15 protein-coding genes are annotated in these 20,609 nt (G+C 63.9%); 14 read left to right on the top strand and 1 reads right to left on the bottom strand.

Annotation, left to right across the window (positions count from 1 at the left end; all coding sequences use genetic code 11):
- Positions 1 to 136 precede the first annotated feature (136 nt).
- The 14 genes from AC0L2H_RS13950 (at position 137) to AC0L2H_RS13885 (ending at position 19,853) form a co-directional block, all read left to right on the top strand.
- The gene (locus AC0L2H_RS13950) at positions 137 to 1,537 is read left to right on the top strand and encodes an ammonium transporter (RefSeq protein WP_473590762.1); all 1,401 of its coding nucleotides are present in this window, start codon (positions 137 to 139) and stop codon (positions 1,535 to 1,537) included.
- Positions 1,538 to 1,559: 22 nt separating this feature from the next.
- Positions 1,560 to 1,778, top strand: coding sequence for a hypothetical protein (locus tag AC0L2H_RS13945; protein WP_006330135.1), 219 nt, complete (start codon positions 1,560 to 1,562; stop codon positions 1,776 to 1,778).
- Positions 1,779 to 1,908: 130 nt separating this feature from the next.
- Positions 1,909 to 2,805, top strand: a complete 897-nt coding sequence (locus AC0L2H_RS13940) for a class II glutamine amidotransferase (RefSeq protein ID WP_473590761.1) — start codon at positions 1,909 to 1,911, stop codon at positions 2,803 to 2,805.
- A gap of 4 nt (positions 2,806 to 2,809) precedes the next feature.
- On the top strand, positions 2,810 to 3,553 hold the full coding sequence (locus tag AC0L2H_RS13935; protein WP_473590760.1) for a GltB/FmdC/FwdC-like GXGXG domain-containing protein: 744 nt from the start codon (positions 2,810 to 2,812) through the stop codon (positions 3,551 to 3,553).
- 6 nt (positions 3,554 to 3,559) lie between these two features.
- Entirely contained in the window at positions 3,560 to 4,888 is a 1,329-nt protein-coding gene (locus AC0L2H_RS13930; RefSeq protein ID WP_473590759.1) for an FMN-binding glutamate synthase family protein, read from the top strand.
- Positions 4,889 to 4,922: 34 nt separating this feature from the next.
- Complete coding sequence (glnT, locus tag AC0L2H_RS13925) at positions 4,923 to 6,230, top strand: type III glutamate--ammonia ligase (protein WP_473590758.1); 1,308 nt, start codon at positions 4,923 to 4,925, stop codon at positions 6,228 to 6,230.
- A gap of 92 nt (positions 6,231 to 6,322) precedes the next feature.
- The gene (locus tag AC0L2H_RS13920) at positions 6,323 to 7,576 is read left to right on the top strand and encodes a sarcosine oxidase subunit beta family protein (RefSeq protein WP_473590757.1); all 1,254 of its coding nucleotides are present in this window, start codon (positions 6,323 to 6,325) and stop codon (positions 7,574 to 7,576) included.
- 16 nt (positions 7,577 to 7,592) lie between these two features.
- Positions 7,593 to 7,868, top strand: a complete 276-nt coding sequence (locus AC0L2H_RS13915; protein ID WP_473590756.1) for a sarcosine oxidase subunit delta — start codon at positions 7,593 to 7,595, stop codon at positions 7,866 to 7,868.
- Positions 7,868 to 10,849 carry a sarcosine oxidase subunit alpha gene (locus tag AC0L2H_RS13910; protein ID WP_473590755.1) on the top strand — a complete coding sequence of 994 codons (2,982 nt, stop codon included), beginning with the start codon at positions 7,868 to 7,870 and terminating at the stop codon, positions 10,847 to 10,849. Before AC0L2H_RS13915 ends, AC0L2H_RS13910 begins: the two co-directional genes overlap by 1 nt.
- Entirely contained in the window at positions 10,842 to 11,471 is a 630-nt protein-coding gene (locus tag AC0L2H_RS13905; protein ID WP_473590754.1) for a sarcosine oxidase subunit gamma, read from the top strand. Before AC0L2H_RS13910 ends, AC0L2H_RS13905 begins: the two co-directional genes overlap by 8 nt.
- A 127-nt stretch (positions 11,472 to 11,598) precedes the next feature.
- Entirely contained in the window at positions 11,599 to 13,968 is a 2,370-nt protein-coding gene (locus tag AC0L2H_RS13900; protein ID WP_473590753.1) for a DUF1989 domain-containing protein, read from the top strand.
- Positions 13,969 to 14,290: 322 nt separating this feature from the next.
- Positions 14,291 to 16,000: an APC family permease gene (locus tag AC0L2H_RS13895; RefSeq protein WP_473590752.1), complete on the top strand. Its 1,710-nt coding sequence runs from the start codon at positions 14,291 to 14,293 to the stop codon at positions 15,998 to 16,000.
- Between the two features lie 202 nt (positions 16,001 to 16,202).
- Positions 16,203 to 18,305 carry an oxidoreductase gene (locus AC0L2H_RS13890; protein ID WP_473590751.1) on the top strand — a complete coding sequence of 701 codons (2,103 nt, stop codon included), beginning with the start codon at positions 16,203 to 16,205 and terminating at the stop codon, positions 18,303 to 18,305.
- 9 nt (positions 18,306 to 18,314) lie between these two features.
- On the top strand, positions 18,315 to 19,853 hold the full coding sequence (locus AC0L2H_RS13885; protein ID WP_473590750.1) for a trimethylamine methyltransferase family protein: 1,539 nt from the start codon (positions 18,315 to 18,317) through the stop codon (positions 19,851 to 19,853).
- Between the two features lie 3 nt (positions 19,854 to 19,856).
- On the opposite strand, the gene AC0L2H_RS13880 is transcribed toward AC0L2H_RS13885, so the two are convergent.
- On the bottom strand, positions 19,857 to 20,540 hold the full coding sequence (locus AC0L2H_RS13880; protein ID WP_473590749.1) for a TetR/AcrR family transcriptional regulator: 684 nt from the start codon (positions 20,538 to 20,540) through the stop codon (positions 19,857 to 19,859).
- Positions 20,541 to 20,609: the final 69 nt, after the last annotated feature.

Here is a 20,609-nt window from a genome sequence, read left to right as displayed (position 1 = left end):
GTTTCGCCGTTTCAGGCCAGTGGAGGCCTCGTAACGGTCGCGCCATATTGACTCAAAACTCCAAAAGCGCGCAATACTAAGATGCAAAAAGTTTTACTAGGAGGCAAGGAACTCAGCTGAAGAGAGGGGACATAAAGTGGAAGGGAATCTCAACGCTCTAACGACCATTTTCACGGAATTCTATTATTGGGTGACCATCGTCATGATGTTCCTCATCCACGTCGGGTTCTGCACCTACGAGGTGGGGGTATCACGCCGGCGCAATCACCTGAAAACGCTCATGAAGAACGCGATGGCGATCCCGCTCGTCACGGTCACATTCTATTTTTTCGGTTGGTGGCTCTATTTCGGGTTTCCCAACGGACCGGGCATGGTTCCGGGCGGGCTGGCTGCGGCACCTTTCGCCGAACCGTGGAATCCGCTGATGGCCACCCACCTGTCCGGCGTCAGCCCGGGAGAGACGGGGGTAACGCCAACCGAGGCCGCGCTCTGGCATCGCCTCAACGGCGTGTTCTGGGGCGCCTTCCTGCTGTTTTCCATCACGACGGCTTCGATCATCTCCGGTTCAATTATAGAACGCGCGCGTTCGGGTGCGTTCTGGATCGTCGCGGTGCTGATCGGCTCGGTGCTGTGGATTCTCGACGCGTCCTGGGGCTGGCATCCGCAAGGCTGGATGGTGAAGCTCTGGGGTTATCACGACGCCTATGCATCGGGCGTCGTGCACGCGATCGCGGGCGGCGCGGCGCTCGCCTTCCTTATCGTGCTGGGACCACGTATTGGCAAGTTCAGGCCTGACGGCACGGCCAGAGACATCCCGCCTCACAATGTTTGGCTGGTGACGATCGGGCTGTTCCTGATCTACACCGGCTTCTGGGGCTTCTATGCCGCGTGCAACATTCCACTGATCAGCCCGGCCACGATTGCCGGCCAGATCACCGGCGACACCTGGACGGCGACCAACATCTATCTTGCGCCGACCACGCTCTCGGCGATCACCTTCAACTTCCTGATGTCGTTGTCGGGCGGGATGATGGCCGGCTATATCGTCTCCAAGGGCGACCCGTTCTGGACGTTCTCCATGGGGCTTTGCGGCGTCATCTCGGCTTCGGCCGGCAACGATCTCTATCACCCGATCCAGGCGATGCTGATCGGCGCGATCGTCCCCAGCATCTGCTACAAGCTGCACTACTTCGTCGAGCGCCGCTTCAAGATCGACGATGCGGTGGGCGCCGTTGCCGTGCACGGCTATGGCGGATTCCTCGGCGTCGTGGTGGCGGGTTTCATGCTGTGGGGACAGCCGTCCTCACCCTATGAGGGCTTCGCCCACATCAATCCGCTTGGCAATTTCGCGGGTGCGGTGCTGATGTTCGCGCTCGGCTTCATCCCCACCTTTGTTGTCTGCAAGATCCTTAACAGCATGAACCTGCTGCGTGTGCCTGCCAAGGTCGAACTCGAGGGCGTCGACTTTGCCCTCAACCATGCGTTCGAGGCATCGGTGCGCGAAGTGGGATCTGCCGAAAAGGCCATGATCAAATAGCCAACCGACAGGAGAACTCGCAATGTCCACCAATGGCATGGAAAGCTGGGCCGTCGACCTCAAGGACGTCGGCGCAATCTACCCATTTCAGGGTTCAGAAGTGCTGATGGTCATCATCGGCCTCGTTTTCTGGATCGGCTGGCACGTCCTCCAGACGCGCCACGAGAACGCTGAAATCGAGGCCGATATGGCCGCGGACCGGAGCGGAGACGAGACAAGAGAGGCGATCGACCGCTATTAGGGTTGTGCCCGGTCGCCTGGCGCCTTGTCGCGCCAGGCGATTTGTTTCTTATGAAAAAAACTTTCATGTGAGTTGAATAAGTCCCGTGAAGCTGGTAGCACCGAAATCACACTCACCATCGGAGGCTGACATGTGTGGAATCGTCGGACTTTTCTTGAAGGACAAGGCGCTGGAGCCCAAGCTTGGCGCGATGCTTTCGGAGATGCTGATCTCGCTCAGCGACCGCGGTCCCGACAGCGCCGGTATCGCCATCTATGGCGCCCCGACCGGCAACGAGGCCAAGATCACCATCCAGTCGGCGAAGCCGGAACGCGATTTCCGCGGTCTCGATACCGAACTCGCCAAGGCCATCGGCGTGCCGGTGAGCGTGGCGGTAAAGTCGACGCATGCGGTCGTCAGGACCAGGCCCGACAAGATCGACGAGGCGCGTGAGGCGATCCAGGCGCTGAGGCCCGATATCCGCACCATGGGCGCTGGCGACGTGGTGGAAATCTACAAGGAAGTCGGCCTGCCGGAAGCCGTGGTCGAGCGTTTCGACGTCCGCCACATGACCGGCACGCATGGCATCGGCCATACCCGAATGGCGACGGAATCGGCTGTGACGACGATGGGCGCGCATCCGTTCTCGACCGGCGCCGACCAGTGCCTGGTGCATAATGGTTCGCTATCCAACCACAACAATGTCCGGCGCGAGCTGATCCGCGAAGGAATGACATTCGAGACCGAGAACGACACCGAAGTGGCGGCCGCCTATCTCTCCTCGCAGATGGCGCATGGCAAGAATCTCGGCGAGGCGCTGGAAGGCACGCTCAGCGATCTCGACGGTTTCTTCACCTTCGTCGTCGGCACCAAGAACGGCTTCGGCGTGGTGCGCGATCCGATCGCCTGCAAGCCCGCCGTGATGGCCGAGACCGACCAGTATGTCGCCTTCGGCTCGGAATATCGCGCGCTCACCAAACTGCCCGGCATAGACAATGCGAGGGTCTGGGAACCGGAGCCTGCTACCGTCTATTTCTGGGAGCATTGAGCTGATGCCGGCAACCAAGCTTTCAAAGACGGCAGCTCACGACAATGCCCAGAGTCAGGCATCACGTGTCTTCGACCTCGACGCGATGTCGCTGCGCGAGCTCAACCAGGCGCTCCACAATCTGACGCCGGGTTCGAACGAAACCGCCTGGGAGGTGCTCCATCCGAAAGGCAGCCACTCGGTCGCGGTCGGCGTTGACCAGCCGGTCACCATCGATGTGCGCGGCAGCGTCGGCTATTATTGCGGCGGCATGAACGATGGCGCGGCGATCACCGTCCACGGTTCGGCCGGGCCGGGCGTCGGCGAGAACATGATGTCGGGCTCCATCACCATCAAGGGCGACGCCAGCCAATATGCCGGCGCCACCGGACGGGGCGGATTGCTGGTCATCGAAGGCAATGCCTCGTCGCGCTGCGGCATCTCGATGAAAGGCATCGACATCGTCGTGCATGGCAATATCGGCCATATGTCGGCCTTCATGGCGCAATCTGGCAATCTGGTGGTGCTGGGCGATGCCGGCGATGCGCTGGGCGATTCCATCTACGAGGCGCGGCTGTTCGTGCGCGGCAAGGTCGACAGCCTTGGCGCCGACTGCATCGCCAAGGAGATGCGGCCCGAGCATCTGGAGTTGCTGCAAGGCCTGCTCGACCGCGCCGGCGTGACCGGTGTCAAGCCGGCCGAGTTCAAGCGCTACGGCTCGGCGCGCACGCTCTACAATTTCAATATCGACAATGCCGACGCATATTGAGGCAAAATGACCTATCGCAACCCGCCGACGACGCCGCGCAAATCCGCGACCTTCGACGACTACACGCTTTCCGAGATCCGCCGCGCCGCGGCGACCGGCATCTATGACATCCGCGGCGGCGGCGCCAAGCGCAAGCTGCCGCATTTCGACGACCTGCTGGTCCTTGGCGCCTCGATCTCGCGCTATCCGCTCGAAGGCTATCGCGAACGCTGCGACACCAGCGTCGTGCTGGGTTCGCGCCATGCCAAGAAGCCTATCGAGTTGAAGATTCCGATCACCATCGCCGGCATGAGCTTCGGTTCGCTGTCCGGCCCGGCCAAGGAAGCGCTGGGACGCGGCGCGACGCTGGCCGGCACCTCGACCACCACCGGTGACGGCGGCATGACCGAGGAAGAGCGCGGTCATTCCAAGATGCTGGTCTACCAATATCTGCCGTCGCGCTATGGCATGAACCCGCGCGATTTGCGCCGGGCCGATGCGATAGAGGTGGTGGTTGGCCAGGGCGCCAAGCCCGGCGGCGGCGGCATGCTGCTCGGCCAGAAGATCTCCGACCGCGTCGCCGAGATGCGGACGCTGCCCAAGGGCATCGACCAACGCTCGGCTTCGCGGCATCCCGACTGGACCGGTCCCGACGATCTCGAGATCAAGATCCTGGAGCTGCGCGAAATCACCGACTGGGAAAAGCCGATCTACGTCAAGGTCGGCGGCGCGCGGCCCTATTACGACACCGCCCTTGCGGTGAAATCGGGCGCAGATGTCGTCGTGATCGACGGTATGCAGGGCGGCACGGCGGCGACGCAGGAAGTTTTCATCGAGAATGTCGGCCAGCCGACGCTTGCCTGCATCAGGCCGGCGGTGCAGGCGCTGCAGGATCTCGGCATGCACCGCAAGGTGCAGTTGATCGTCTCCGGCGGCATCCGCAACGGCGCCGATGTCGCTAAGGCGCTGGCGCTCGGCGTCGACGCGGTGTCGATCGGCACTGCCGCGCTCGTCGCGCTTGGCGACAACGATCCGCGGTGGGAGGCCGAGTATAACGAGCTCGGCACCACCGCCGGCGCCTATGACGACTGGCACGAGGGGCGCGATCCGGCCGGCATCACCACGCAGGACCCCGAACTGATGAAGCGGGTCGACCCGATCGCGGCCGGGCGACGTCTGGCGAACTATTTGAAGGTGATGACGCTGGAAGCGCAGACGATTGCCCGAGCCTGCGGCAAGAACAGCCTGCACAATCTCGAGCCCGAGGATCTCGTCGCGCTCACCATCGAAGCCGCCGCCATGGCCGGCGTGCCGCTCGCCGGCACCAACTGGATACCGGGGAAGAACGGCTTCTAAGACACCATCCAAAATACCGAAGCGAGGAACTATAATGGGGAACGATCTCGCCGCTTTCGCCAAGAAGAACGGCGTCAAATATTTCATGATTTCCTACACCGATCTGTTCGGTGGGCAGCGCGCCAAGCTGGTGCCGGCGCAGGCGATCGCCGACATGCAGAAGGACGGCGCCGGCTTTGCCGGCTTCGCCACCTGGCTGGACCTGACGCCGGCGCATCCCGACATGCTGGCGGTGCCGGATCCGGATTCGGTCATCCAGCTGCCGTGGAAACCCGAGGTCGCCTGGGTCGCCGCCAATTGCATCATGGACGACAAAGAGGTCGACCAGACGCCACGCAACACTTTGAGGCGGCTGATCGCAGAGGCTGCCAGCGACGGCATGCATATCAAGACCGGTGTCGAGGCCGAGTTCTTCCTGATCTCGCCTGACGGCAAAGCAATCTCCGACGAATACGATACGGCATCAAAACCCTGCTACGACCAGCAGGCGGTGATGCGGCGCTACGATGTCATCGCCGAGATCTGCGACCACATGCTGGCGCTCGGCTGGGGCGCCTACCAGAACGACCATGAGGACGCCAACGGCCAGTTCGAGATGAACTGGGCCTTCGACGATGCGCTGGCCACCGCCGACAAGCACTCCTTCTTCAAATTCATGGTCAAGTCGATCGCCGAGAAGCACGGCCTGCGCGCGACCTTCATGCCAAAACCCTTCCAGGGCCTGACCGGCAATGGCTGCCATGCCCATATCTCGGTGTGGGACAAGGCCGGCAAGACCAATGTCTTCGCCGACAATGCGATGGAGCTTGGCCTGTCGGCAAAAGGCAGGAACTTCCTCGGCGGCATCATGAAGCATGCCTCGGCCCTGGCCGCGATCACCAACCCGACGGTCAATTCCTACAAGCGCATCAATGCGCCACGCACGATCTCGGGCGCGACCTGGGCGCCGAACACGGTGACCTGGACCGGCAACAACCGCACCCATATGGTGCGTGTGCCCGGACCCGGCCGCTTCGAGCTGCGTCTGCCCGACGGCGCGGCCAACCCCTATCTCTTGCAGGCCGTCATCATCGCCGCTGGTCTCGATGGCATCCGCTCCAAGGCCGATCCCGGCAAGCGCTACGATATCGACATGTATCAGTTCGGGCATACGGTGAAGGGCGCGCCCAAGCTGCCGCTCAACTTGCTCGACGCGCTACGCGAGTTCGATAAGGACAAATCGCTCAAGACGGCGCTGGGTGAGGAATTCTCGTCGGCTTATCTAAAGCTGAAGCACCAGGAATGGAATTCCTATGCTTCGCACTTCACGCAGTGGGAGCGCGACCACACGCTGGACATCTAGAGCATCGGACCGAAAAGTGTGAAGCGGTTTTCGGATGAATCCGATGCGTCAAGAATGATCCGGAGTGGGGCGAGCGGCCTTGGAATGACCATATGAAATATTCGATCTTCTCGCTCGCCCGTGCCGCCCTTTCCGGCCACAAGAACTGGCAGCGCACCTGGCGCGACGCCACGCCGAAGGACCGCTACGACGTCGTGATCATCGGCGGCGGCGGCCATGGGCTGGCGACCGCATGGTTCCTGGCCAGCGAACACGGCATCAGGAATGTCGCCGTGCTGGAAAAAGGCTGGATCGGTTCCGGCAATGCCGGCCGCAACACCACCATCATCCGCTCCAATTACGGCCTGCCCGGCAATACCGGCTTCTACGAATTGTCGATGAAGCTGTGGGAGCGCATGGAGCAGGACCTCAACTACAACACGATGGTCAGCCAGCGCGGTGTCGTCAACCTCTACCACTCCGACGCGCAGCGCGACGCCTATGCGCGGCGCGGCAACACCATGCGCATCAACGGCATCGACGCCGAACTGCTCGACCTTGCCGCGGTCAAGAAGATGATGCCGTTCCTGAACTTCGACAATGCGCGCTTTCCCGTGCAAGGCGGGCTCTTGCAGCGGCGCGGCGGCACAGCGCGGCATGACGCCGTGGTCTGGGGCTATGCGCATGCGGCGAGCGCGCTCGGCGTCGACATCATCCAGAACTGCGAGGTGTCAGGCTTTGTCAGAGACGCCAACGGCAAAGTGACCGGCGTCGAGACCTCACGCGGCAGGATTGGCGCCGGCAAGGTCGGCATGGCCGTAGCCGGCAGTTCCTCGCGCGTCGCCTCGATGGCGGGACTGCGCCTGCCGATCGAAAGCCATGTGCTGCAGGCCTTTGTCTCCGAGGCGATCAAGCCGCTGCTGCCCAATGTCATGACCTTCGGCGCCGGCCATTTCTATGTCAGCCAGTCCGACAAGGGCGGGCTGGTCTTCGGCGGCGACATAGACGGCTACAATTCCTACGCGCAGCGCGGCAACATGCCTGTGATGGAGGATGTCTGCGAGGGCGGCATGGCGCTGATGCCGATGATCGGCCGCGTGCGGCTGCTGCGCCAATGGGGCGGCGTCATGGACATGTCGATGGACGGCACGCCGATCATCGACAAGACGCCGGTGGACGGGCTCTACCTCAATGCCGGCTGGTGTTATGGCGGCTTCAAGGCGACGCCGGGCTCAGGCTTTGTCTTTGCCCATCTTCTGGCGCGCGATGAATCGCACGAGGAGGCCGCAAGGTTCCGCCTCGACCGGTTCCGGCGCGGCGCGATGATCGATGAAAAGGGCGTCGGCGCCCAACCGAACCTGCACTGAGGACGGCCTGGAAATCATGCGTATTGTCTGTCCTTTCTGCGGCGAACGAGAACTCGGCGAGTTCACCTATCTCGGCGATGCCAAGCCGCTGCGTCCGGGAGCCAATGCCTCTGAAGACGAGGTCTTCGACTACGTCTATCTGCGCGACAATGTCGCCGGCGTGATGAGCGAGCACTGGTATCATGGCGGCGGCTGCCGGAGCTGGCTGAAGATCACCCGCAACACGCTGACGCACGAGATTTCCTCGGTCGAACCGGCGGCGGGCGTTGGTGCCGCGAAGGTTGGCGTGTGATGGCCGGCGTGCAGGCAAACCGGCTGGCCAATGGCGGTCTCATCGACCGCTCGGTGTCGCTGAATTTCCGTTTCGACGGCAAGAGTTTTTCCGGCTTCCAGGGCGACACGCTCGCCTCGGCGCTCGTCGCCAATGGCGTCAAGCTGGTCGGCCGCTCGTTCAAATACCATCGCCCGCGCGGCATCCTGACCGCAGGTTCGGAAGAGCCTAACGCGCTGGTCGAATTGCGCACAGGCGCGCGGCGCGAGCCGAACACCAAGGCGACCACGGCCGAACTCTATGAGGGACTGGAAGCCGCCAGCCAGAACCGCTGGCCGTCGCTGCGCCACGACCTGATGTCGGTCAACCAGCTGTTCGCGCCGATCTTCGTCGCCGGCTTCTACTACAAGACCTTCATGTGGCCGGCGAAATTCTGGGAAGCGATCTATGAGCCGGCGATCCGCCGCGCCGCCGGCCTCGGGCGCGCCGCTGGTGTTGCCGACCCCGACCATTACGACAAGGCCTGGGCGCATTGCGACGTGCTGATCGCCGGCTCCGGCCCAGCAGGGCTGGCGGCAGCTCTCGCCGCTGGCCGTTCCGGCGCCCGCGTCATCCTGTGCGAGGAGGATTTTGCGCTTGGCGGCCGGCTGCTGTCGGATGGCGGCACCATCGATGGTATGCCGGCGGCCGAATGGATTTCGCGCACGCTGGCGGAACTTGCGGCACTGCCCGACGTCCGCCTCATGACCCGGACGACATTGTTCGGCGTCTATGATGGCGGCACTTATGGCGCGATCGAACGGGTCAACGACCACCTGCCCTCGCCGCCCGAGCACCAGGTGCGGCAGCGGCTGTGGCGGATCGTGGCCAGGCGCTGCGTGGTCGCGGCCGGCGCAATCGAACGGCCGATCGTCTTTGCCGGCAACGACACGCCCGGCGTGATGATGGCGTCGGCAATGCGGACCTATGTCGCGCGCTATGCGGCGACGCCGGCGAAACGCGTCGCGCTGTTCACCAACAATGAGGATGGCTGGCGCACCGTCGAAACCGCGCTCGGCGCGGGATTGCGGATCGCGGCGGTCGTCGACGCACGGCCTGATGTATCGGCTGCGCATCGTTCGCTCGCCTCGAAAGGCGGCTTCCCCGTGCTGAACGGTTCGGTCAGTGCAGTCGACGGCGGCAAGGACGGCGTCAGGAAGATCTCGGTGTCGCTGACGGGTGGCGCACGCGCCGAAGTCGAAGCCGACGGGCTTGCCGTCTCCGGCGGCTGGAACCCGGCGGTCGCTCTGACCTCCTACCACCGCGGCCGGCCGAAATGGCAGGACGATACCGCCGCCTTCGTGCCGGATGGCGCGCCGCCGAGCATGGTGGCAGTGGGCGCCGCCAACGGTGCTTTCGGTCTCGGCGCCTGCCTGGGCCAGGGCTTTGCCGCAGGCGCGCAAGCGGCGCGGGATGCCGGGCGCAGCGGCAAGGCAGGCTCGGCACCGGTGGCCGAGGATGAGGCGTTCTCGCTCACCCCACTTTGGCATGTCGCCGGCAAAGGCAAAGCCTTTGTCGACCAGCAGCACGACGTCACTGCCTCGGACATCGAGCTGGCGCAGCGCGAGGGTTTTGAATCGGTCGAGCATCTGAAGCGTTACACGACGCTCGGCATGGCGACCGACCAGGGCAAGACCTCGAATGTCGCCGGCCTCGCCATCATGGCTGCAGTGTCAGGCAAATCCATTCCCGAAACCGGCACGACGATCTACCGCCCGCCCTATGTGCCGGTTGCCATCGGCGCGTTTGCCGGCCATCACCGCGACGAGAATTTCCATGCCACGCGGCTGACGCCATCGCATCACTGGGCGGCCGAACAGGGGGCGATCTTCGTCGACACGGGCCTGTGGAAGCGTGCGCAATGGTATCCGCGCGCCGGCGAGAAGGACTGGCTGGAGTCAGTGACGCGCGAGGTCAAGGCGGTGCGGGGCGGCGTCGGCTTCTGCGATGTCTCGACGCTCGGCAAGATCGACGTGCACGGCCCCGACGCCGGCGCCTTCCTCGACCGCGTCTATATCAACACTTTTTCCAATCTTGCCGTGGGCAAAGCGCGCTACGGGCTGATGCTGCGCGAGGACGGCATGGTCTATGACGACGGCACCACGTCGCGGCTGGCCGAGGACCATTATTTCCTGACCACCACCACCGCCAAGGCCGGGCCGGTGATGCAGCATCTCGAATTCTGCCGACAGGTGTTGTTCCCCGAACTCGACGTGCAGCTCACATCGGTCTCCGACCAGTGGGCGCAGTTCTCGATCGCAGGGCCACGGACACGTGATCTGCTCCGGGAACTCGTCGATCCGGCCGAGGATCTGTCCAACGAAGGCTTTCCGTTCATGGGCGCGCGCGAAGTGGCGCTGCGCGGCGGCATCAAGGCGCGGCTGTTCCGCATCTCGTTTTCCGGTGAGATGGCGTTCGAGATTTCCGTGCCGGCCCGCCATGGCGACGCGCTGGTGCGCAACCTGATGCAGGTCGGCGCGCCATTCGGGGTGACGCCCTACGGCACCGAGGCGCTTGGCGTCATGCGCATCGAGAAGGGCCATGTCGCCGGGCCGGAGCTGAGCGGCACGACGACCGCGGCCGACCTGGGCCTGGGCAAGATGATGTCGACCAAGAAGGATTTCATCGGCCGCGTCATGGCCGGACGCGAGGCGCTCATCGCGCCGGACCGGCAAGCCGTCGTCGGCATCAAGCCGACGAACAAGGCAAGCCGCCTGCGCTCCGGCGCGCATATCATTCCGAAGGGCGAGATCCCCGGCCCGGGCAACGACCAGGGCTATGTCACCTCGGTCTGTTTCTCGCCGATGCTCGACCAATGGATCGGGCTCGGCCTGGTCGAACGCGGCCGCGAACGCATCGGCGAGATCGTCCATGCGCATGATCCGCTCCGCGGCGAGGAATACGATGTCGAGCTCTGCAATCCCGTCTTCTACGATCCGGAAGGAGGGCGCCAGCGTGGCTGAATTTTCCTGGTCTAGCCGCAGTCCCCTGGAGCACGCGCTTGCCTCCGGCGTCCACGGCCTACGCGGTACCGAGGCTGGCGTCTCGCTAACCGAGATCCGCAATTTCGACCTGATCCAGGTCATGGCGCGGCGCGGCAACTGGGCCGAACTGGCAAAGGCCGCCAAAACGCGTTTCGAAGTGGCGGCGCCGGACGGGCCGAATGCGGTCCAAGCGAAGGACGCGACACTGATCTGGTCCGGTCCCGATCAGTTCCTCGTGCTGTCGAAAGACGGCAATCACGCGATGAACACTCTGGCGCCAGCGTTCTCCGGCCTCGCCTCGCTGTCCGACCAGTCGCACGCGCGCGCCCTGATCAGCATCTCCGGAGCCAAGGCGCGCACCATGCTCGCCAAGCTGTCGTCGCTCGATCTGCACCCGGCGGTATTTCCGGTTGGCGCAGCCGCCGCGACCTCGATCGACCATACCAGCGTCACGCTCTGGCGCGGCGGCGATCAGCCGGATGGGCAGGCTGTGTTCAACCTTCTGGTCTTTGCGACCTTCGCCGAAAGTCTTTGGCACACGATGCTCGACGCCGGCGCCGAGTACGGTATCGATATCCGATACTCCGAGGGACTGGCGTAGCTTTTCACCCGCGCCGGCGATGAGTGGCCGATACCTTCGCCTTGCCAAATCCGGGCTTGCTGCCTATTCTTGCTGCTAAAATAATTTCACGTACAGGCAAACTTGTTTCTCAAGATTCAGAGTCGAGATGAGCCAGTCGCCCTACCCCGCAATTGCAGCCGGACCACCGCGGCCGAGCCTGATTCTGCGGCCCGGCCAGATCGCGCTGCCACCCGGCATGGAGCGCTATACGCTCCAGGGCAATGGCGCGGTGCTCATCGAGGTCGAGGTCGGCGACACCTTCACGGTGCGCAATGTCGAAGGCGGCCAGGCTTGCGAACTGCTGGCCTGGGACCAAACCGGCGCGACCGATCCCGGCATCTTCGGTGAAAAATCGAACAGCAATGCCGCCGGCATCAAGGCGCTGCTGGCGGAGGGCGACGACAGCCTCGCTTCCCTGCGCCGCGGGCTTGAGCGCCGGCAGGTACAGCTCGATCAGGCCAAGGCGGTGCGCATCTTCAGCGCTGTCACCCCTGCCGGCGCCGAGCAGGGTTTTGCCATCGTGCGCGATGCCGCGATGGTCGTTGCCGCACCCGGCGGGCCGATGCTTGTCGACGGCCACGACACGGCGACGCCGCTCACCGTCATCGTGCGCCGAGCCACGATCCGCCCGGCGGCAAAGTCGCAACTCGGCGATCCGTTGGCCGATCCGGTGCTCGATCTCAGGGTGCATTCGGCTACAGCCGAATCCTACTTCGTCAAGGCGGGCGACTATCTGCAGATCATCGATGTCGACGGGCGCCAGTGCACCGACTTCCAGTGCTTTTCGGCGCGCAAGCTGGACAAGGGCCGCGATCATCCGCTCGATGTGACGACGACCCGCACGCTGATGGGCGCGAGCTATCCGATGCCCGGGCTGCATTCGAAATACTATGACCAGGACATGGAGCCGCTGGTCGAGGTGGTGCAGGACACATGCGGCCGGCACGACGCTTTCGCGCTCGCCTGCGCCGCCAAATATTACGACGACATCGGCTATCCCGGTCACACCAACTGCTCCGAGAATTTCAACGGCGCGCTGGCCGACAAGGGCGTCACGCCTCGCGCCGGCTGGATGGCTATCAACTTCTTCTTCAACACGGCGATCGACGCGCATGGCGTGATGGTGTCCGACGAGCCGTGGTCGCGGCCGGGCGACTATGTGCTGCTTAGAGCCCTGACCGACATCGTCTGTGTTTCCTCCGCCTGCCCTGACGACACGACGCCGGCCAATGGCTGGAACCCGACCGACATCCATGTGCGCACCTATTCCGACCAGCACAAATTCTCGCGAGCGATCGCCAGACGCATGACGCCCGATTCGGAACCGAAAATGACCCGCGAGACAGCCTTTCATTCAAGCTTCGCCAAGCACACCCGCAACTTCGTTGAGTACAGAGGCTACTGGCTCGCCAATTCCTTCGCCAAAGAAGGCGCCATCGCCGAATACTGGGCCTGCCGGCACGACGCCGTGATCATGGACCTGTCGCCGCTGCGCAAGTTCGAGGTCACCGGGCCGGATTCGGAAGCCCTGCTGCAATACACGCTGACTCGCGACGTCAAGAAGCTCGGCGTCGGCCAGGTCGTCTATTCCGCCATGTGCTACGAGCATGGCGGCATGATCGACGACGGCACGCTGCTGCGGCTCGGCAAGGACAATTTCCGCTGGGTCGGCGGCGACGATCTTTCCGGCGAATGGCTGCGTGAAACCGCAACCAAGCTCGGGCTCAACGTGCTGGTGCGCTCGTCCACCGACCAGATGCACAATGTCGCCGTGCAAGGCCCTAAGAGCCGCGACATCCTGCGGGAGGTCGTCTGGACCTCGCCGCTGCAGCCGTCGATCGACGAGCTCGAATGGTTCCGCTTCGCCGTCGCCCGCATCGGCGGCGGCAATGGCGTTCCGGTCGTCGTCTCGCGCACCGGCTACACCGGCGAACTCGGCTACGAGGTCTGGTGCCACCCGCGCGACGCCGAAAAAGTGTTCGACGCCATCTGGGAGGCCGGCCAGCCGCACGGGTTGAAGCCGATGGGCCTGCAGGCGCTCGACATGGTGCGCATCGAGGCCGGGCTGATCTTCGCCGGCTATGAGTTTTCCGACCAGACCGATCCGTTCGAGGCCGGCATCGGCTTCACCGTGCCGCTGAAGACAAAGACCGACGATTTCATCGGCCGCGAGGCGCTGATCCGGCGCAAGGAACATCCACAGACAAAGCTGGTCGGCCTCGACATCGACGCCAATGCAGCCGTCGGCCATGGCGACTGCGTGCATGTCGGCCGCGCCCAGATCGGCGTCGTCACCTCGGGCATGCGCTCGCCGGTGCTGAACAAAAACATCGCGCTGGCAAGGCTCGATGTGACCCATGCTGCAATCGGCACCGAGGTCGAGATCGGCAAGCTCGACGGCCATGCCAAGCGGCTGCCGGCGCGCGTCGTGGCGTTTGCCCACTACGACCCGCAAAAGACCAGGCCGCGCTCCTGAGGCATCGCAGCCAGGCCATGGTCATCGACAATTGACGGCAGTTATGCTATTGATTTGCGTATGGTGCTGATTTGCGCCGCGACCCGCCTCAGGCGGGTTTTTTCGTTTCAGACTACCCGGCAGCGCCGCAAAAACTCGCGTTCCACAACCGTGATGTGCACAAGCTCACAAAACGCTTGACGGGAAAGCGCGGCGGATCGATCTTCACTGTTAAGAAAAAAATACGACTGTGTGGAAACATGCGCAGGCGTTGAAATGACGATGAAGCCTCGTGCAGCCGGGGCCGTCGCCACGGGAATAGCAAAATGGGGAAGCCAAGCATATGAGCACAATAGCGACTGCCCTGGAGCAGCCTGTCGAAGGCAGGCTGCTCAGGCACATTGACTGGCGCGGCGCCTTCTGGGTGGCAAGCGGCGTTCCCGCCCTTGTCCTGTTTTCGATCGGCGGCATCGCCGGCACCACCGGCACGCTGGCCTTCCTGATCTGGACGGTGTCCATGATCATGGGCTTCCTGCAATCCTTCACCTATGCCGAAATCGCCGGCCTGTTTCCGAACAAGTCCGGCGGCGCCTCGATCTACGGCGCCACCGCCTGGCTGCGCTACTCCAAGTTCATCGCGCCGCTGTCGGTATGGTGCAACTGGTTCGCATGGTCGCCCGTGCTGTCGCTCGGCTGCTCGATCGCCGCCGCCTATATCCTCAACGCGCTGGCGCCGGTGCCGTTGTTCACCGACACTTCGCCGGAAGTGGCTGCCTATATCGCGGCGCATGCAGGAACGGCTTCCGCCGACGCCATCACCGCAGTAACCGCCGCCGCGACGCCCTTGATCCGCACCTGGACACTCTACGGTCACACGCTGGGGCCGGTCTCCTTCACCTTCAACGCCACCTTCTTCATCGGCGCGCTGCTGATGCTGATCATCTTCTCCATCCAGCATCGCGGCATCCTTGGCACGGCCAATGTGCAAAAATATATCGGCCTGCTTGTCATCATCCCGATGCTGATCGTCGGCCTGGTGCCGATCTTCACTGGCCAGATCAACTGGGCGAACTTTTCGCCGCTGGTGCCGCTGGCGGCCGCCTATGCGCCCGAGCCCGGGGCCTGGAACATCGCCGGCTGGACGCTGGTGCTTGGCGGCATGTTTATCGCGGCGTGGTCGACCTACGGTTTCGAAACCGCCGTCTGCTACACCTCGGAATTCAAGAATCCCGGCACCGACACGTTCAAGGCGATCTTCTATTCCGGCCTGCTCTGCATGCTGCTGTTCATCCTAGTGCCTTTCACCTTCCAGGGCGTGCTGGGCTTGAGCGGTATGCTGGCGACGCCGATCGTCGACGGCTCCGGCGTTGCCGACGCACTGGCCGGCATGGTCGGCGGCGGACAGCTCATCCACAGCCTGCTGGTAATGCTGATGATCCTGGCGCTGGTGCTGTGCATCATGACGGCGATGGCCGGGTCCTCGCGCACGCTCTACCAGGGGTCGGTCGACGGCTGGCTGCCGCGCTACCTCAGCCATGTCAACGAACATGGCGCGCCGACACGGGCGATGTGGACCGACCTGATCTTCAATCTGATCGTGCTGGCCATTGCGTCGGCCGACGCGACGAGCTTCTTCTTCATCCTCGCCGTGTCGAATTGCGGCTACATCATCTTCAACTTCCTCAACCTCAATGCCGGCTGGATTCATCGGATGGACAACGGCCATATCGAGCGGCCATGGCGCGCTCCGAGCTGGCTGCTCGGCGTCGGAGCGATCTTCGCCTATGTCAATGCGATCTTCATGGGCGCAGGCGCCAAGGTCTGGAACCCGATGGCGCTGTGGGCCGGGCTGATCACCGCCGCCCTGATCATCCCGGTGTTCTGCTTCCGCCACTACATCCAGGACAAGGGCAAATTTCCCGATCATATGCTGGCCGACCTCGGCATGAAGTCGTCGGATCTGAGGGTCAAGAAGGCAGGTATCCTGCCCTATCTGACGCTGGTCGCCGGCGTGGTGGTGATGCTGCTGGCCAACTGGTTTTTCGTCATCTGACGGCGGACTGGATGGATAGCGCGCACAGCGACGCGCCCGATCCAACTCCCTCTGAAGCCCACCTTGACAGTATCGGGGTGGGCTTTTTCGTCTCGTTTGGCAGCGAATCCAGGGCCGCGAGGCTCCGTGGGCCATTGCGTTCCGCGACGGGCGAGAATAGGCTTGTTGTACGATTGTTCAACAAGCCTATCGCGAAACCCAGATGCCGTGCAATCCCCCCTACGAGATCCTGTTCGAACCGGTGCGCATCGGGCCGGTCACGGCGCCGAACCGCTTCTATCAGGTGCCGCACGCCAGCGGCATGACCAATGCGCTGCCGCGGGTTCGCGCGGCCTTTCGTGAGGCCAAGGCCGAGGGTGGATGGGGCGTGGTCTGCACCGGGGCCTGTTCGATCGACCCCAGCTCCGACGATGCGCCGCTGCCTTTCGCGACCCTGTGGGACGGCAACGATATCCGCGCGCATGCGCTGATGACGGAAGCGGTGCACCGTCATGGCTCGCTGGCCGGCGTGGAGCTTTGGCATGGCGGCGCATCAGTCATGAACAGGACAAGCCGCCTGCCGCCGCTGTCACCGTCCGGGATTCCGTGGATGGCCACCCATGTCGGCTTCATGGGCAATCTGCGCCCGAAGACGATGGACAATGCGGATATACGCAACGTGCTGCGATGCCAGGCGGACGCGGCGCGCAAGGCGCGCACGGCCGGCTTCGACATCGTCTATGTCTATGCCGGCATGGGCTATCTCGGCTACGAGTTCCTGCTGCCCGAATATAACCATCGCTCCGACTGTTATGGCGGCTCGATCGAGAACCGGGTGCGCTTCGTGCGCGAGATGATCGAAGTCACCAAGGATGCCGTCGGCAAGGATTGCGGCGTCGCCTTGCGGGTGAGCCTCGAGGAACTGCGCGGCAGGCCCGGCCGCAACCAGCCCTCGGAGGCGCACGAGCTTGTCGAGCTGCTGGCCGACGTGCCGGACCTGTTCGACGTCAAGATGGATTCCAGTCCGACCGACTGTTCGGCGTCGCGCTTCACCGGCGAAGGCAGCCACGAGCCGGTGGTCGATTTCGTCAAATCGCTGACGAAAAAGCCGGTGGTCGGCGTCGGGCGCTTCACCTCGCCCGACACCATGGTCTCGCAGATCAGGCGCGGCGTGCTGGATTTCATCGGCGGCGCGCGGCCTTCGATCGCCGATCCATTCCTGCCAAACAAGATCCGCGAGGGCCGCGAGGCCGAGATCCGCGAATGCATCGGCTGCAACATCTGCATTTCAAGCTGGCACGACGGCGTGCCGGTGCGCTGCACCCAGAACCCGACCGCCGGCGAGGAATGGCGGCGCGGCTGGCATCCCGAACGCGTCGAGCGTGCCGACAGGCCCGAGCGAATTCTCATTGTCGGCGGCGGACCGGCCGGGCTCGAATGCGCGCTGACGCTGGGCCGTCGCGGCCATGAGGTGACGCTCGCCGACAGCAGCCGGACCTTCGGCGGGCGGCTGACCTTTGAGAAGACGCTGCCTGGCCTCTCAGCCTGGAACCGCGTCGTGGATTACCGCCTCGGGCGTCTCAACGAGATGAGCAACGTCTCGCTCCATGCCGAGAGTACCCTGGGCGCGGACGAGATCATCGAGCTTTCTCCGGATCGCGTGGTGCTGGCGACCGGCGCGCGCTGGACCAATATGCTCTATTCCTCGCTGGAGATTCCGGTCGGGCGGCTCGACCATCCAGATGTTTTCACTCCGGACGACATCGCCGGCGGCCGGCTTCCAGAGGGGCCGACGCTGGTCTTCGATTTCGACAACTACTACATGGGCGGCGTCCTCACCGAACATCTGGCAGCACACGGCATCCCGGTCAGTTACGTGACGCCGGCAGGCCAGGCGTCGGCCTGGACGATCATGACCAACGAGCTGCCGCTGGTGCATCGGGCGCTGGCACGGCGCAAGGTGGCGGTGACGACGTTGCATCTCTTAAAATCCTTCGATGGCGAGACGGCGACGCTGGCGCATCTGTTTACCGGCGAGGAGACAAGGGTGGCCTGCCGCTCGGTGGTGATCGTCGGGTTGAGATTGCCGCGCGGCGAGCTCTTCGAGACACTAACGGAACGCGCGCACGAGCTTGCTGCGGCTGGCATCCACAGCGTCGATCGTATCGGCGACGCGCTTGCCCCCGGGGCCATCGCCCATGCCGTCCACAGCGGCCACAAGCTCGCTCGCGAGATCGGCGCAGACATCCGCTGGCAGCCCTACCGCCGCGACACGCCGATCGTCGATGCGGTGGCGGATTTCGACATGCGCACGGCAGCCGAATAGGAGGATGTCGTGGAACGCATCACGGCACGTCGCAGACCCGGCCGCCCGCAGCGCGAGGTCGGCGGCATCGAGCAGCGTCCGTGGAAGCAACTGACACGGCCTTACGCGCCGATCGAGATCCTGTCGGCCGACCAGGTCCAGACCATCCACGAGATGGGCCTTACCATCCTTGAGGAAATCGGCATGCGGGTGCTGCAGCCGCAGGCGCGCCAGCTCTATCGCGCGGCCGGCTGCGATGTCGACGAAGGCGAGATGCGGGTGCGCTTCGACCGCGCCATGGTCATGGAGCGCGTCGCCAGGGCGCCGTCATCCTTCGAACTGCGCGCCCGCAATCCGGCGAAGAATGTCAAGGTGGGCGGACGCCACTGCATCCTGTCGTCGGTCGGCGGGCCGGCCTATGTCATGGACAATGATCGCGGCCGCCGCCCCGGCACCTATGCCGAGATGTGCGACTACCTCAAGCTGATCCAGTCGTTCAACGTGCTGCACCAGGAAGGCGGCGGACCATTCGAGCCGCTCGACCTGCACCAGAACACGCGCCACCTCGATCTCTACTATGCCGAGATCACGCTGCTCGACAAGAATTGGCAGCCGCAAACCCTTGGTCGGGGTCGCGCAATCGACGCGCTGGAAATGGTGGCGATTTCGCTCGGCACGACGCGCGAGAACCTTACGCAGGAGATGCCTGTCTTCACCGGCATCATCAACACCAATTCGCCGCTGCAGCTCGACGAGCCGATGGCCGAAGGGCTGATCGCGCTGGCCGAGCACGGCCAGGTCAATGTCATCACGCCGTTCACGCTGGCCGGCGCGATGAGCCCGGTGACGCTGGCCGGGGCGCTGTCGCAGCAGCATGCCGAGGCGCTGGCCGGCATTGTGCTAACCCAGATCGTGCGGCCCGGCGTGCCGGTGATGTATGGCGGCTTCACCTCCAATGTCGACATGAAGACCGGCGCGCCGGCCTTCGGCACGCCCGAATATACGCAGGCCGCGCAGATCACCGGGCAGCTCTGCCGGCTGATCGGCGTGCCGTTCCGCTCAAGCAACGTCACGGCTGCCAATTCCGTCGACGCGCAGGCGGCTTATGAAAGCTCGATGTCGCTGTGGGGCTGCCTGATGGGCGGCGCCAATCTGGTGCTGCACGCGGCAGGCTGGCTCGGCGGTGGCCTGACGGCGTCGTTTGAGAAACTGGTCATCGATGCCGAGATGCTGCAGATGATGTCGGCGTATTTCGATCCGCCGGTGGTCGACATCGACACGCTGGCGCTGGAAGCGGTGCGCGAGGTCGGCCCGGCCGGCCATTTCTTCGGCGCGGCGCACACGATGCAGCGCTATGAGCGGGCGTTCTATTCGCCGCTGGTGTCGAACTGGGACAATTACGACACTTGGGTCGAGCGCGGTCAGGTCACGGCACGTGAAAGGGCCAATGTCGTCTGGAAGCGTATGGTCGCCGAATACGAACAGCCGCCGATCGATCCTGGTATCGACGAGGCGCTGCGCGACTATATGGAGCGCCGCAAGCGCGAAGGCGGCTCGCCGCTGAATTGAACCTTACACGCCCCGCAAAGGCCCGACCTGTGCCTCGATCATCTCGAAGCCGGCGGCTTCGGCGGCTTGCGGCGTCACCACGCTTTCGTCGAGACACCATTCGAGCCAGAGCCCGTCGACCAGGGCGATGAAATTGCGCGCCAACGCCGGCGCATCGACATCCCTGCCACGCGGCACGGCGACCGCAGCGATGTCCTCGGCGAGTTCGGCGCGGTAGACGTCATAGAGTTCGCGATGCGCCGCCTTGAGACGCGGGTTGACGGCGATCTCTCCCCATAGGGACAGCCAGATCAAAAGGTTATTCCGGCTGAAATAGTCGGGTGAGAAATTGGACTGCACCAGGGCGGCGAGCGACGCCTCGGGCGGCCAGTCGGATTTCTCGGCGCGCCGCCGTTTGGCCTCGGCGATCTGGTTGTTGACGCTGGCGTAGAGCGAGGATTTGTAGACCTCGACCAGGAGCCCGTCGCGGCCTTCGAAATGGTGGTTGATCAGGCCGCGCGAGACGCCAGCCTCCTTGCAGATGCGATCGACGGTGAAGGCGCCGATGCCGCCAACCGACAGGCATCTTGTCGCCGCCTCGATCAGCATGGCGCGGCGCACATCCGGCTGCTCGCGGCTGAAGCGCGGCGGCGTTTTCTTCGCGCCGCCGTGCTTGCGTTTGGCAGTTGCTGCTTCTGCTTCCCTCATGGACCTCAGCTAATCGATTGCCGTCAACCTGTCCACGTCCTGCCGTCAAAGCGCTGCCTGCCGCCACGG

Source organism: Mesorhizobium sp. WSM4871, from assembly GCF_055811295.1.
The sequence above is the reverse complement of the archived record's forward strand: the minus strand, read 5'-3'. Positions and strand labels throughout refer to the sequence as shown.